At 69.6% G+C, this 14,413-nt stretch carries 13 protein-coding genes and 1 pseudogene; all 14 read left to right on the plus strand.

Translation table 11 applies throughout. From position 1 onward, the window contains the following. The 14 genes and pseudogenes from F603_RS0123950 to F603_RS0124005 all read left to right on the plus strand — a co-directional run bounded on the left by F603_RS0123950 (position 1) and on the right by F603_RS0124005 (position 14,413). The gene (locus tag F603_RS0123950; RefSeq protein WP_019548477.1) at positions 1 to 1,524 is read left to right on the plus strand and encodes a hypothetical protein; all 1,524 of its coding nucleotides are present in this window, start codon (positions 1 to 3) and stop codon (positions 1,522 to 1,524) included. Further along, a complete protein-coding gene (locus F603_RS0123955) occupies positions 1,521 to 1,733 on the plus strand; it encodes a hypothetical protein (RefSeq protein WP_019548478.1) in 213 nt (70 codons plus the stop codon). Before F603_RS0123950 ends, F603_RS0123955 begins: the two co-directional genes overlap by 4 nt. Positions 1,734 to 1,772: 39 nt before the next feature. Further along, positions 1,773 to 3,596: a hypothetical protein gene (locus F603_RS0123960; RefSeq protein ID WP_106431384.1), complete on the plus strand. Its 1,824-nt coding sequence runs from the start codon at positions 1,773 to 1,775 to the stop codon at positions 3,594 to 3,596. A 131-nt stretch (positions 3,597 to 3,727) separates the two neighbouring features. Beyond that, the gene (locus F603_RS34290) at positions 3,728 to 4,429 is read left to right on the plus strand and encodes an N-acetylmuramoyl-L-alanine amidase (RefSeq protein WP_078503734.1); all 702 of its coding nucleotides are present in this window, start codon (positions 3,728 to 3,730) and stop codon (positions 4,427 to 4,429) included. Then, positions 4,430 to 4,711, plus strand: coding sequence for a hypothetical protein (locus tag F603_RS0123970; protein ID WP_019548480.1), 282 nt, complete (start codon positions 4,430 to 4,432; stop codon positions 4,709 to 4,711). It begins immediately after the preceding gene. Between the two features lie 524 nt (positions 4,712 to 5,235). Beyond that, a complete protein-coding gene (locus F603_RS0123975) occupies positions 5,236 to 6,468 on the plus strand; it encodes a helix-turn-helix domain-containing protein (RefSeq protein ID WP_019548481.1) in 1,233 nt (410 codons plus the stop codon). A gap of 92 nt (positions 6,469 to 6,560) precedes the next feature. Continuing rightward, entirely contained in the window at positions 6,561 to 6,782 is a 222-nt protein-coding gene (locus tag F603_RS35190) for a hypothetical protein (protein ID WP_158678680.1), read from the plus strand. A gap of 223 nt (positions 6,783 to 7,005) precedes the next feature. After that, positions 7,006 to 7,251 carry a hypothetical protein gene (locus F603_RS0123980; protein ID WP_019548482.1) on the plus strand — a complete coding sequence of 82 codons (246 nt, stop codon included), beginning with the start codon at positions 7,006 to 7,008 and terminating at the stop codon, positions 7,249 to 7,251. A gap of 148 nt (positions 7,252 to 7,399) precedes the next feature. Further along, on the plus strand, positions 7,400 to 8,722 hold the full coding sequence (locus F603_RS0123985) for a tetratricopeptide repeat protein (protein WP_019548483.1): 1,323 nt from the start codon (positions 7,400 to 7,402) through the stop codon (positions 8,720 to 8,722). A gap of 31 nt (positions 8,723 to 8,753) precedes the next feature. Next, positions 8,754 to 8,894: a hypothetical protein gene (locus F603_RS35195; RefSeq protein ID WP_019548484.1), complete on the plus strand. Its 141-nt coding sequence runs from the start codon at positions 8,754 to 8,756 to the stop codon at positions 8,892 to 8,894. Between the two features lie 373 nt (positions 8,895 to 9,267). After that, entirely contained in the window at positions 9,268 to 10,392 is a 1,125-nt protein-coding gene (locus F603_RS0123995; RefSeq protein WP_019548485.1) for a tetratricopeptide repeat protein, read from the plus strand. Between the two features lie 820 nt (positions 10,393 to 11,212). After that, a complete protein-coding gene (locus F603_RS0124000; RefSeq protein WP_026328677.1) occupies positions 11,213 to 12,646 on the plus strand; it encodes a cellulase family glycosylhydrolase in 1,434 nt (477 codons plus the stop codon). A 30-nt stretch (positions 12,647 to 12,676) separates the two neighbouring features. Then, positions 12,677 to 13,011, plus strand: a pseudogene (locus F603_RS36600) (hypothetical protein); the annotation flags it as partial. A gap of 619 nt (positions 13,012 to 13,630) precedes the next feature. After that, complete coding sequence (locus F603_RS0124005; protein WP_019548487.1) at positions 13,631 to 14,413, plus strand: AfsR/SARP family transcriptional regulator; 783 nt, start codon at positions 13,631 to 13,633, stop codon at positions 14,411 to 14,413.

The raw sequence follows: 14,413 nt of genomic DNA on the forward strand, positions 1-14,413 counted from the left end.
GTGGCTGACGCTGACGAGATGTGGGATGAGCCGGACCCGGAGACGGGACTGGTCGCCGAGGCCGTGACGGACCCAGACCCCGGCATCCTGCTGACGGCAGACCTGGACGACACCAGCGGGGTGCAGAGCTGGAGCATCCACCGCACTGTGTCCGATCTGGATCAGCTCGTCATGTCCGGGGACCGGCTGCCCACGGAGATGACGTGGCTGGACTCGGCGCCGCCGGCGTGTGTGCCGGTGACGTACCGGCTGGTGGTGCAGCGCGAGTCTGGCGCGTCGGACACCTATGCAGCGTCGCAGGTGACGTTCACTCCGCCGGGGGGATGCGGTGGTGGCTCCGGCCCGGTCGGCGACCAGGACACCTCTCTGGGCTGCGCGACGGAGTACCGGGCGGTGATCCACTGGCGCGGCGGTGCGCAGCAGTACCTCGCGCTGGAGCGGATCAGTGCGGTGGAGTGGGGCCGCACGATCAACGACATCAGCGAGGCCAGCGTGACCCTGGCCGTCGCGGACGCTGGCGCGGAGTGCTGCGAGGCACTCGGCCGAGTCGAGCCGTGGGTGCACGAGTTGAGCATCTACCGAGACGGTGACCTCGTCTGGCAGGGACCTGTGGTGCGGCCCCGGTTCCGGCGGGACACGGTGACGGTCGAAGCGCAGGACGTGAGCGGCTGGTTCGACCACGTGGTGAACACGTTCCGCGTCACCTACACCTCCGGCACGGCGGACGCGCGGGGTCGGATGCGGGCGCCGATCACTTACATTGCTGAAAACCACATCAGGCTCAACCTGCAAGAGTCCAGCCTGAGCGTGCCGCCAGACTGGTGTGGCGTACTGCCGTACATCGTCCGCCGCGACGCCGACCTGCCGCGGATCAAGGTCGAGAAGGACGGCAGCTCGGACGTCGCCGTGTGGACCGAGTACCTCGGCGACATCCTCCGCGAGTGGACCAAACGCGGCCTCACCTGGACCACAGTCGGGCGGAGTCTGCTGCTGCGGGGCCGGCCGACGAGCGATACCCGAGCAACCACGACGCTCACGCTCGACCACATCGAGGGGGACGTCGAGGTCGTCAAGGACGGCGCCCTGGGCGCGACCTACGCGTTCGCGACGAGCCAGCAGAGCCAGAACATCACCAACGGCACAACGCTCGGCACCGGGCGCACAGGCACCGCCTACGGCCGCCTGGATGTCCTGGAGAAGATCCAAGAAGAGGACGCCACCGACGCAGACCTGCGGGAGGCCGCGCGAAACGCACTCGCGGGCCGCTACCCGGTGCCCACGTCCATCCAGGTACCGGATGCCGCGCAGCTCACCCCAGACGCCCCGGTCACGATCCGTCAGCTCGTGCCTGGCGAGCGGATCGACGTGCTCGCCCACAGCCTATGCCTGCCGCTCGCGCAGGGGTTCGCACTCTCGGACGTGGCTGTCTCGTGGTCGAGCCAGGGTGGCGAGGGCGGCGGAGGAGAGCAGGTGCAGATCGGGCTGATCCCGCTCGGAGACGTGGATGAGGAGCTGGGCGAATGAGCAGCGGAGCACTGCCGGGGCAGCGGTCGGCGCAGCCGCCGATGCGGGCCGCGGTGTCGGTGCAGCGGTCGATCGGCAGGGCGGTGGCGTCCGGCGGTACTTCATCCAGCTCCCTGGTGCTGAATCTCGGCGGCCGGTGGATGCGGCAAGTAACCGACGGCGAGGGCCAAGAGCGCCTCGTGCCCCACGAGTTGGGTGGAGAGGAGTAGACGATGGCCAGGTGCGGATGCGGCGGCACGTGCTCGTGCGTGCTGGAGGTCGAGGAGCCGCTGACCAAGTCGGGCAATGGCACGGTCTCCTCGCCGTGGCGGCTCGGCGTGAGCCTCGGCGGGCTGCTGGCGGACGCGGCCGGCCAGGGGCTGAAGTGGGACGCTGGCAGCGAGAAGTTGAACGTGTGCCTCTCGCGCGACAGCGGCAACTCTTTGCGGTTCGGCGGGGACGGGTGCCTGTACGCCCCGGGCGGGGACACCCCCGTACCCGAGGTGTGTGCGCGGCCGATCGAGTCGCTTCCGGAGGCGCCCGGGGTGGTCGGGGCGGAAGCGCTTGCGGGGCTGCATGGGCCGTACTCCTCCCCTCACAGTCTGGAGTACTGCCTGGCGCAGGGATTCGATCTCGTCGGGTTCTGCGTCGCCACCAGCTCGGATGACGTGGGTGTCGTGTCCGATTACTGGGATCACTACCTGAGCATCGGCCGCACCAACCTCTACGTCTCGCAGGACATCCGGCGCGTCAGCTCCTCCACTATCAAGAGCATCTACAGCTACGCGGGCGACGAAAACGACCCCGTCGCCTACAACCCCGGCGACAGCTTCCCCATCGCCGACCGCACCGATCGGCGTGGCGGCTGGTGGGGCTGGCTGGCGCCCCGCTACTACCAGCCGCTGGTCGGCGAGTTCTTGGCGCGGATCGACGGCAAGGCGGTGGCGCTCATGGACTGCTCGCCGCATCCGGAGGATGCCACCTATCCGGAGTCGGTCGCGCTCATCGGCGCGGTCCGCGCCGTACAGCAGTACTGCGCGCAGTCGTGGGCGATGATCGGGGTCCGCGAGATCGAGAACGCGGAAACGGTGGCCGCCGCTGGCATCACCCCTGTGATGATGCCTCTCGAACCCGACACGTGGGGCTCGGACGAGCTGCCCTACCCCGTAGAGGACCTCACCGGCGCCGGCATCGAGTGGATGGTCCTCTCGTACTTCCACGCCGATTCGGTGTTCACCGCTTACAAGGATGCCGGTATCCAGGTGCTGATGTGGGGCGACTCGCGGCACTCTACTCGCGCCCGTATCGAGGGCCTCGGTATCCGCGGCGGCTACATGCTGGACCCCTTGTACTACCGGGGCGGTACTCCTGGCGCCAGCGAGTACGGGTACCGGAGTGAGCATGACCCGTGGGAGCACCGCAGGCCGGCCAGCGGGCAGTTGACGCACCGCACTGACCAGCACGATGTTCTCAGCACGCCCGGTCTGGTGCGGGGCCGTGCCGAGGGGGACGAGCAGGGGCTCATCCTGCCGGCCGGATTCGGGTCGGATATGGGGCGCCCGGCTGTGCTGTGCGGCTGGGAGTGCCCTCTCACTGACCCGGAGAACTACCGCATCACCTGGGAAATGAAATGGAATGCGATGGCGCCGGTGGCCGCCCGGGCGAAGATGGGCATTCTTTTCGGCGCTGAGACGGACGCGAATCCGTATGCGTGGCCGGACGACCCCGAGATTAATCCTGCCGGTTTCCCGGAGGGGCAGAAGACCTTGTATCGGGCGTATCAACGACAGAACGGCGAAATCGGTATCGGCAAGTGGGCCGCGCAGGACGCCGAGATCGAGTACCTGGCCACGGCGTCCACTCCAGCTCCGGAGCAGGGCGTGTATGACCATTATGACCTGGAGGTCGAGGGCGCCAAGATCACGTTCACGCGGACCATGGCCGACGGCACCCAGCACACGGTGACAGCCGAAGACGACCAGTATCGCGGCGGATATTTCTGGATCGAGAAAGAGGAATCTTTCGAGGGCCAGGATGCGAATCGCTTCCAGGGGAAATTCCGCAACGTCGCCTACTATCGACAAGGAGAATAGTGGCTACTCCATTGACCGCGGATGCGCTGGTGTCTGCACTCCGCTCCGAGGGAGTGCATGTGACCGGCCGGTCCGGATGGCGCACCCACAACAGAAATTCCGTGGATGCGTGGGGCGGTGTGAATGGAGTGATGATCCACCACACGGCCGGACGGGACTCGCTGGACCTCGTATACGGCGGACGCGCGGATCTGCCGGGGCCGCTCGCGCACACTCACCTCGCGAAGGACGGCACGGCGACGATGGTGGGCCACGGCCGCGCCAACCACGCCGGCAGGGTGGCGCAGAACGCCTTCGACGCGGTGGTGGCCGAGTCGTCCACGCATCCGGCCCCGTCTGCCGCGTCCGGCACGGTCGACGGCAACGCCCACTTTTACGGGATCGAGATCGAGAACCTCGGCACGTCCGGGGACCCGTACCCGGCCGTGCAGTACGACGCGGCGGTGCGGTGGGCGGCGGCGATCTGCCGCGCGCACGGCTGGGGCGCCCACTCAGTGGTGGGTCACAAGGAGACCAGCGTCGAGGGGAAGATCGACCCCAGCTTCGACATGGACCGATTCCGCGCAGACGTGGCCGCTCGACTCGCGGGCGACCCTGACGAAGAGGACGACATGAAGCTCAACGACCAAGTGAAGATCGCCGATTGGGTATCCGACGCCTTCCCGAACCAGGAAGGGCTCCAAGACGGGCAGATCTCCGTGCAGACCGCTCTCGGCTCCGGCTACGGGTACGCACACATCGCCGCCGACGCCTCGAAGGAGATCCTCGCTCAACTCATTGCGCAGCAGAAGGTCTTGGACAAGCTCGTGGCCGCACTCGCAGACGAGGGCTAAATGAGTACGCCGGATCCTTCCGTAGCTGTTGAGCTGGAACGCCTCCGTGGGGTCACTGAGGCCGGTTTCGCGCGTCTCGACGGGCGTCTGGATGTGGTGCTTCAGCGGACGGATCGGGCGGAGCAAGATGTGCGGCAGCTCCGTGAGGATCATGACAAGGACATCGCGGAGCTGCGCACGGCGGTGGAGGAGTTGAGGCGCGGGCGGTGGCCTCTGCCGTCGATCGCGGCGTTGTCCGGGGTGGGGGCGTTGGTGGTGTCGCTGTACGAGCGCCTCGGATGAAAGCCCCCGCCGGAGCCATCCCCGCGTGCGCGGGGAGCATCGACCTGGCCGAATGAAGCCCGGAGCAACAGGCGGGCCACCCCCGCACGCGCGGGAGCATGCGGAGCCGGGGCACGTCATGGTGTCGACGGACGGACCACCCCCGCACGCGCGGGGAGCATTACCTGGACCAGTGGGGAGACAGGTTCGATCTCGGACCACCCCCGCACGCGCGGGGAGCATACTTCCTGACCTGCGGTGTTGGCGGTGCTGGTGCACCGTCGAGCTGATCACTGTACCGACACCGGCTCGCGTGCCGCAGCCGTTTCGTCTCGCTCCCCTTCGGGAGGGCGAGGGGTCCGGACGTGTCTACCGCTCGGCGTGGGGCGCCGCGACACGTCGCCCGCTCTCCTACAGGAGGGCCGGGGCTTTCTGCGAGCGGGAGACCATCAAAATCGGGCAGATGGTGGGGACTTCAACCCCTGCTCACCGGCGTCAGGAGAGCGTACCGTTCCGAGTATCGAAGTCGAGAACGGAGCGCCGACATGCCCCACACCGACGAAGAGGACTTCAGCGCTGGGGAGCGCATCCGCAGGCTCCGCGAGTCGCGGGGCATGAGCCGCCCCGTCCTCGCCGGGCTGTGCGGACGCGGCCCCGACTGGCTCAAGAAGATCGAAGCGGGGGATCGGCCACTCGACTCCTACACACTGCTACTCCGTCTCGCCGCAGCTCTCCAGCTCTCGGACCTCTCGGCGCTCACGGGAGGAAACGAGAGGATCGCCCAACCGGTGCCCACAGGCAGGCTCAACCACCCGGCCATGCCGGCTATCTGGGCAGCCGTGATGAATCGCAGCCTCGTCGCGTCGGCCGTATCCATCGACGTCTCCGAGCTGCAAGGACGTATCGATCAGACATGGCGGTTGTGGCACACCTCGGCGCACAACCGTACCGAAGTGGGCGAGCTGCTGCCCGAGTTGATCCGCGACGCCGAGAGAGCAGCCAGCGGTCTCGACGGCACGGAGCGCCGGGCGGCTCTCGTCGCGCTCTCCGACGTGTACCGCTTGACGGGGCAGGCGACGGCCTACGTAGCCCCGGGAGAGCTGGCCTGGGTTGTCGCCGACCGTGCGCTGTCCGCTGCGCAGCAGGCCGACGACCCTGCCGCGATAGCTGTCGCGGCGTGGAACATGGGGAACATCCTCCGCGAGACCTCTTATCCGGAGGAGGCCCTCCGAACGGCGATCGAGGCTTCGGATCTGCTACGCCCGCACCTGGACGAGGCTCCCGAGGACTGGCGTGGCGTATACGGCGCACTTCAACTGCACGCGGCGGTGACGTGCGCCCGTGGCGGTCGTGAGGCAGACGCGTGGCGATACTGGGATGCCGGGCATCAGGTGGCCAAGTCCCTACCGTCCTCGTATGTGCATCTCAGCACCGTTTTCGGCCGGGCCAACGTCGACTTCCACGCGGTGTCCGTAGCGACGGATCTGCGGACATCACGGCAAGCCTTGGCCCTCGCCGACGACATCGACCCTGACGTGATGCCCTCGACCGAACGACGAGCACGCCTGTGGGTGGAAGTGGCACGCGGCCATCTCCAGCGAGGCGACGTCACGGCTGCCCTGCACGTGATGCAGCGCGCCCACGGCATCGGTACCGAGACCGTGGCCTATACCCCCTCGGCCCGCACTGCGGTGGCGCACCTGTGGCGTAAGGCTCCGAAAGCATTCCGTGCTGAGGCGAGCGAACTCGCCTCAGCAGTGGGAGTCACCACCCTGTAGGGGACGGTTCGGGACGGGGGGACAGACTGTCCCCCTCGCGAAGCTGTGCTGCTTCTACGGTCACTGCCCGGCGACCGAGAAGAAGGAGCAGCATGGATATCGTCCACGGCTGGCATGCCTCGCCCCAGAAGCGTGCCCCCGCGACGTGTGATCGAGTAACAGGCGAGATCCGGGTCCCGCTGTCGATGTTCAAACGGGACGATCATCTGGGGGACGTGCCGCTTGTCCTCTCCCGTGTAGAGGGCGAGCTGCTGCACGCTGCTCTATCCCGATGGCTCAACCCGAACCTACGGGCGCCGGGGATGGCCTCGTGACCACTGACATCCCCAGCATGAGCACGCCGAGGCGGGGTGATTTGGTGATCGACCGTCTGACCGGGCGTCTCGGTGTGGTGGAGGAGGTGCGGCCGCACGAGGTCCGGCTGCGTCCTCTGCCGGAGGGTGTCGGCCCGGCGTGGAGCACCACTCCGGCATCGGTACGCCGTGCTGAAGACCGCGAGGTCCTGAGCGCTCTTCGTTCTCGTGGGCGGGAGGTCCGGTGATCACTCGGACGCTGTGGGACGTCGTCTGCACCACCCAGGCCGGCGGTCGTGAGTGCGAGGCGGAGGCCAACGCCCTGCCCTCGGAGGCGAGTGCGGACGCCTGGCGCGACCGCCACTACCGGGAGACCGGGCACACCCACTACCTGCGTATCCAGGCGGACAACGAGGACCTCGGCCAAGCCCCGGTGCACGCGGCGCCGTTGAGGCCGGGCCTGCGCGCGGTGGCGGAGCCGGAGGCGTAGTTCGGCGGCGGGATGGGGCCCGGCGGGGGGCTGCTCCATCACCCCTGAACTCCCGGCGGCAGAGGCTCCCGGGAAAGGCTCCGCCGCGTCGGCCTCGGAGACATCGACGCGGCGGAGCACCACACCACACCTGACAAAGGGGGGACCTATGTCCGATACCGACACCGATCCGGGCGACGACGCCGAGCACGTCTACCGCACCGTCGCCGCCGCGCCGATGCCGCGTCCGCGGCTGGAGAGCATCGCGGCCGGAGCCGGCGGCTGGGACCGCGCCCGCACCCACGGTGCACTCGGCCAAGCCACCGCCGAGGGACACCTCGTGCCCTCCGTGGACGAGGTCGGCACGCTCGCCGAAGTACCCGACCGCGACCGGGCCCAGCGCGGCGCTGCCGAACTCCCGGACGCACATCGCGAGGAGATCGCCCGGCGCATCGCGGACGACTTCCTGCTGCGCGCGACCGCCGCCGAGCACCTCCTGGCGCCGTGGCATCGGGCGACCGCGCGCACCATCGAGTACGCGCCCGCGCCCGACATGCGCGACGGCTTCGACACCGCCACCCGTGCAAGGAGTTGGCTCGCCGCCTCGACCGACGACCTCCAAGTCCTCCTCGAGGAAGCCGCGCGCCGCCGCTGGTGGCATTGGGTCTGGCAGGCTGTGCATGCCTTCTGGCCGCACTGGCACCTCGCCCGCCCCCTCACCCTCGCCCGTCAGGTGCACGAGGACGCCGTCCTCGCCGCCCAGCGCGACGGTGCGCGCGTCGGGGAACGGGAGATGCTCACCAGCCTCGCGGTGATCCTGCGCAGCCAGGGCGAGCACGAGCAGGCCCTGACCGCCTCCGGGCGCGCGCTGACGTCCGCCCGCGAGGACGAAGATGCGCGTGCGGAGGCGCAGGCGACCAACCAGCACGGCAGCATCCTCCTCGACGCCGGCAGGCCGTTGGAGGCGCGACCCCATCTTGAGCAGGCCCTCGCCCTGCGGTCCGATCTGGTCGAGCAGGCTCGCGCGCACGTCGAGCGGCACCAGGGCGCCGGCGCTGGCGAAGTGCGGACCTTCCGCAGGCAGGTGGGGCTGACCCTCGTCACCCTCGGCCGCACGGAACAGGCACTCGGCAACCCCGCCGCGGCGGTGCGGTACCTGAGGGAGGCCGCCGACGCCCTGGAGGAGGCAGGCGACACACACGACCACGGGCGCGCGCTCGCCTACCTCGCCGCGGCGACGGCCGCACGCGGCGGCGGACGCCTCCGCGAAGCCGCCGAACTCTACGACCACGCCGAGCAGGCGTTCACCACGGCCGGCAGCACGGCGTGGTGGGCCCGCGTGCGCCTCCTCCGAGGACGAACCGCCCTGGACGCTGGCCAACACGAAGCTGCCAGGGAGGAGTTCACCGAGGCCGCCCGCCGCTTCGCCCTCGCACCAGACACGATGACGCCCCAAGACCGCGAACACCTCACCACCGGCCTGACCCAGTAGCCCACCACCACCGCACACACAGGAGACGCACATGCCCACCGACAAGCCCGAGCCCGCCAGCGACGACGAGGTCTTCGAGGCGGTGAAGAACCTCAACCAGGCCAAGGACGACGACGAGCGCTGGGCAGCCGCTGAGGAGCTCGCCAAGATGCGGCGAGAAGGCCGAGCCTGACCACCGCTCGCGCCCGGTCGACTGGTCATCCCCGGGCGCGAGCGGTCCCCGCCCCGTCCGCACGCCACCCCCCGTGGCGCACGGACGGGGCCCTCAACGCCCTGAGCTCGCGGTGCTCGGGGCCAAAGCTCCGCCGCGTCACCTCGCAGACATGACACAGCGGAGCACCACACCACCACCGATCTATCGACGAGGGGGGAACTTGCCCACCACCGCCACATCCGCTGTCGACGATTCACACGACGTGTACTGCGTCATTGCAGCATCGGCGCTACCGCGTCCACGCGTCGAAAGCATCGCAAGCGGCGCACGCTGGCACCACCACCGCACACACGACGCACTGACCCAGGCCGCAGCCAGCGGCTTACTCGCGGTGTCCGTCGACGCCGTCGGCACGCGCGCCGAGCCCCTCGACGCCGACCACGCGAGACGGGCCGCCGACCGCCTGACCACCCACGAGCGCGAGGAGATCACCCAGCGGATCGCGGGCGATTTCCTCCTCCGTGCCACCGCCGCGGAGCGCCTACTGACGCCCTGGCGCAACACCGCCCGCCAACTCCGCACCCCAGACCCCTTTCAATTCCACGATGCCGGAGCTGCGCGCCAGTGGCTTGCCGGGACAGTCGACGATCTAGCTCGCCTCGTCGAGCAGGGGGAGCGCGACGGCAGGGATGCATTTGTGTGGCAGGTAGTGCACGCCTTCTACCCCCACTGGCGCCTCGCCCGCCCCCTCACCCTCGCCCGCCAGGTGCATGAGCGCGCACTCAGAGCCGCCCAGCGCGACCACGCGCGCATCGGCGAGCAAGAAATCCGCACCACCCTCGCCGCGATCCTCCGCCGACTCGGAGACCATAGGGCGGCATTGACGATGTCTGCGGCCGCTCGGGAATCCGCACTCCAGGACGGTGACCGACGAGCCCAGGCCCACGCCACCCACCAGCACGGGCACATCCTCCTGGCCTCCGGTGACCCGCGAGCAGCCTTGTCGTACCTCCACATGGCGCTGACAATGCGCCGCGACCTGTACCAGGACGCCCACGACCACGCACGCCGGCACCGCGGCGCTGGTGCCGATGAGGTACGCACCTACCGACGTGCCGTCGGCCTCACGCTCACCTCGATCGGTGTCGCAGAGGCCGCCACGGACCCGCCGCACCGGCTGACGACCGCCTGCCGCCGCCTACGTGACGCCATCGACATCCTCCAAGAGGTCGGCGACGAGCACGACGCTGGTCGTGCTCTCGCCCACCTGGGCGCTGCGACCGCGGCCCGCGGCCACGGCCGCAGCGCCCTCCGGCTCTTCGACCGGGCCGAGGAGCTTTTCAGCCGTTCCGGAAGCCGCACATGGTGGGCACGCGCCCGTCTGATGCGCGCCCAGACCCTCGCCGCCGCGGGACAGCAAGAGGCCGCACAAATCGCGTTCGCCGTGGCGCGCGACGGGATGGGGCCTGACGACGAGGCCGGGCTCGCGGCTGAGGGTGTCTCGCTCCATCATTAACTCTTTCGAGTGAACGTGGGCTACGGTAACGGGTTTTGTCATACAAGCCTGCGGTTTCGGGGCAGGCTCAACCGCGGGTGTTCCCGCGGGAACACGCCGCCGCACCTGGGGGGAATCCAGCGGCATTCGACGCCATCGAGTGGAACAGTTTGCCCGATTGATCCGCGTTTCCGCAGGTCAGAGCGGGCGCGTCCGCGGGTTCAAGTCCCGTCATTCACCCTTGATTCGAGGGGCCCGTGACCTGCGGAAACGCAAGTCACGGGCCCCTCGCTCTGTGCGGTGGCCAAACGCCGCCAGGCTTGAGGCGACGCCACGGACGCGAGGACGTTCGAGAAGCTCGTCGACGCCCACCGTCGGCAGTGGCCGAGCACTCGCTCCGGCCATCGTGTCAGTCACCATCGGAAGCCTCACCGCCGACGACGTCCAGGACTGGGTGCGCGGTCAAGACCGAAGGCGTCCGCGCACCCCTGGCGCTCCCCTGCTCTTTCCACGGGTCTTCACAATCCGACGGGAGGCCGGGGCGTGCCCGTCACCAACCTGCGCCGCCGGGTGCGCGTCCGGCTACCCGGCGCCTTCGGAGCGCCCGGCGGGGCTTCCGGGAAGAGTGGCACGCGCAGGGGTGGAGACCGCGCGGGCCGCTTCGTCGGTCCGCGTCCGCAAAGCACCGGCAGTGGGGCCACCGCCCGAAAGAGTCCGCGGCAGAGGTGGCGCCGGCGTCCTCGGCCCGTTGATGGCCGAGTCATCCCTTGTTGGCGCGTCAGGAACCGGTGTTGGATCCCCGGCACGTGTGCGCGATTCCCGCGGAGTGCCGGAGGTCACCGTGCGTCGTACGTTCCGCCCTGCTCTGGTCGCCCTCTTCCTCGCCGCGCTGTTGGGCGGCGGCCTGTCCCCCGCCGCCCGGGCGGCCGAGGACGTGCCCGGGACCGTTCCGCCCCCGCTCACCGACGACCGCGGGCGCATCCTCACCCTTCGTGGCTGGAACGTCGAGGACAAGACCCACCGCGGGGACGACGCGCTCAGCGCCATCACCGAACGGCACTTCCGGGATCTGCACGCGCGGGGCTTCAACTTCGCGCGTCTGCTGGTGTTCTGGGACGACCTGGAACCGCGCCGTGGTCAGTACAGCCACGGATACCTGGACCGCATCGAGCAGATCCTCGACTGGGCGCGGAGCCATGGCATCCACGTCGTACTCGACGCCCATCAGGACGTCTTCGGGCCCGCGTTCGGGCATCGCGGCGTCCCGGAGTGGGCGACCAGGACCGACGGCCTGCCCTTCACCCCGCATCCGGACGACTGGTTCTCCGAATACTTCGAGCCGGCGGTGCAGCGGGCCTTCACCCACCTCTACGAGGACGAGGACCTGCGCGCCGCCCAGGCGCGCATGTGGCGGCTGCTGGCCGGACGCTTCGGCAACCACCCCGCCCTCCTCGGCTACGACCTGATCAACGAGCCGATGGGTGAACTGCGCGAGGGCGAGGACCTGGTGACCGCCGCCGACCGCATCGAGGCCGAGCAGCTCACCCCCATGTACCGGCGACTCGCCCGCGCCGTGCGCTCCCAGGACCGTGCGCACTGGCTCTTCATCGAGCCGACCCCGATCGTGGGCGAAGGCGTACCGACGGGGCTCGGCGGCATCGGCGACCCCAAGGCCGTCTACTCCCCGCACTTCTACGACACCGCGATGGAGGCGGGCGCCGACTACGACCCGTCGGCCGGCTGGATCGAGGCGTACGAGGCCGCCGTCACCGCCTATCCGGCCAGGTGGCGGATGCCGGTCGTGGTGGGCGAGTGGGGCCCGCCGAACAGCTCGCTGCCCCACATGGCCCGCTTCTACGACGACGCCCTGGCCTCCCTCGCCCGGTACAGCTCCGGCTGGGCGGGTTACGTCTGGTGCTACGACGGCGGTTACTGCGCCTTGGACGCCGACGGACGCTTCCGTACGAACAAGGGGAAGACCGCGACCCCGTACGCGTCCGCCGTCGCCGGCACCGTACGCGACGACCGCTGGGCCCCCGCGACCGCCCGCTACCGCCTCGCCTACCGGGCCCAACTCTCCGAGCCCACCAAGGTGTCGTTGCCCCCCGGCCCGCGCGGCTGGCGCATCAGGGTCTCCGGCCACGGGGCGTGGGCGAGCGCGACCTCCGTACCGCCGGGACGTTCGGCAGTGGTGCGCGTACGGGCGCCGCAGGGGGCCGAGGTGCGGCTGACCGCCGTACCCGCCACCAACGCCCCGGGGAGCGGCCGCAGTTGACGCCAGGCGGGAAACCGCATGCCGTGACGGATCTTCTCACCTGCCGATGGACGCGCGTACGGTGTGGCCCCGGCGCGACGCCCGCGCCCGACTGCACCGAGCACGCGAAGGAGCAGGTCATGTCGCAGGAGTCCTGCCGTCCACACCCACGGCCACCACGTGTCCGTGCTGCGGTCGCCCACCTGACGCACCGCCGCCAACTCGGCTGCCTGCCTGCTGGATTGACTCGCACCGCACAGGCAGACCCCGGTCTCGGCACCGTCACGGCGGACCTGGCGGCCCTGGTCCCCGACGGCTCGGTGGCCGGCCTGGAGCACGCACCCGGCGTCCTGGAGCGGGCGAGCTCGGTCGCGGAGGAACACGGCCGGGTCCGTTCACGTTCACCGTTGTCACCTCGAATGCGGCACGCTCGCCACGGACGAACCGGCTCGTCGCTCTCCACAGGGCAGTCGGCAACGCCCCAGCACAGCCCGCACGACAGCCCTCGCAGCCGGTGAGAACGTTTGCTTATCACCCGCGCGATGTGGAAAATCTGTGGAAAGTCTGTGCGACAAGAGTGCCGAGTATGCCCGGAACCAGAGGAGCACGCAGAGCCATGAGCCATTCCGCGCCCCGTCCGGGGACATGGTGGAAAGTCAGCGGCGAGACGCGAGCGCACGCCCTCGGGCGCCGTGACGTGACGGCTCGGATGCCCGCGCCCGACGCACGGGCAAGTCGCCCGGAGAGTCACCCGGCCCGCTGAGGTTTTCCCGCGCGCCGGCAGCATCCCGCCACTTCGCTGATCACAGCGCTCTGCCTGCGGTTGTCGGCCTGCCCTTCCCGCTCCGGCCGTCCGGCCGGAGCGTTCGTGGTCACACGTGCGGGGCCGACGGCCCGCGGGAGGACTCGTGCCGGGACAGCGCACAACGGCAGCGCGGGTGTACGCACGCCATCGGCCGTTCAGCACCGAACGGTCCGTACGTTTCACGAGTCACGGGGGTATCAGTGAAGATCGATCTGCTCGGGCCGTTAGCGCTCGCCCAGGACGGTGTCTCCTATCTGCCGACGGCGAAGAAGACCCGCAAGGTCCTGGCACTCCTGCTCCTGCAACTCGGTCAGGCCGTCAGCGTGGACTCGCTCTTGGAGGAGCTGTGGGCGGGCGATCCGCCCACAAGCGCCCTGACGACCGTCCAGACGTACGTCCTGCAGCTTCGGACGGCACTGACCCGCGCGCTCGGCATCCCACGCGCCGAGGTGGCCGCGCACCACCTCGTGACGGAACCCGGCGGGTACCGCTTCGAGCTCGGCTCCGCCGATCTGGACCTCGTCCGCTTCCGGGCGAAGGCCGAGCAGGCGCGGCTGGCATACACGTCCGGCGCTCTGCAGCGCGCGGCGCCGCAGTTCCACGAGGCGCTGAAGCTCTGGAAAGGGGCCGCACTGTCGAATGTGCCGACAGGTCCGCTGCTCTCGGTGCACAAAAAGCGGCTGGAGGAGGAGCGGCTGAGCATGCTGGAGCAGCGTGTGGCCACCGACCTCTGGCTGGGCCACCACCGCAACGTGCTGGGCGAGTTGACGGCACTGGTCGAACAGCACCCGACGAACGAGACGCTGCACGGGCTGTTCATGATCGCCCTGTACCGGTCCGGGCGCCGCGCACAGGCGTTGGAGGTCTTCCACCAGCTACGCACGTACCTGGTCTCGACGTTGGGCCTCGAACCGTCGTCGAAGATCCACGAGTTGCAGCGGGCGGTGTTGTCCTCGGATTCCCGGCTCGACCCCCCACGGTGA

Origin of the sequence: Streptomyces sulphureus DSM 40104 (assembly GCF_000381025.1) — a bacterium.
Taxonomy (GTDB): Bacteria; Actinomycetota; Actinomycetes; order Streptomycetales; family Streptomycetaceae; genus Streptomyces; species Streptomyces sulphureus.

Excerpts from the sequence above, each read along its gene's own strand:
- F603_RS34290 (WP_078503734.1), top strand. The coding sequence starts at position 3,728 with ATGATCCACCACACGGCCGGACGGGACTCGCTGGACCTCGTATACGGC.
- F603_RS35190 (WP_158678680.1), top strand. The coding sequence starts at position 6,561 with ATGGATATCGTCCACGGCTGGCATGCCTCGCCCCAGAAGCGTGCCCCC.
- F603_RS0123975 (WP_019548481.1), top strand. The coding sequence starts at position 5,236 with ATGCCCCACACCGACGAAGAGGACTTCAGCGCTGGGGAGCGCATCCGC.
- F603_RS35195 (WP_019548484.1), top strand. The coding sequence starts at position 8,754 with ATGCCCACCGACAAGCCCGAGCCCGCCAGCGACGACGAGGTCTTCGAG.
- F603_RS0123970 (WP_019548480.1), top strand. The coding sequence starts at position 4,430 with ATGAGTACGCCGGATCCTTCCGTAGCTGTTGAGCTGGAACGCCTCCGT.
- F603_RS0123955 (WP_019548478.1), top strand. The coding sequence starts at position 1,521 with ATGAGCAGCGGAGCACTGCCGGGGCAGCGGTCGGCGCAGCCGCCGATG.
- F603_RS0123985 (WP_019548483.1), top strand. The coding sequence starts at position 7,400 with ATGTCCGATACCGACACCGATCCGGGCGACGACGCCGAGCACGTCTAC.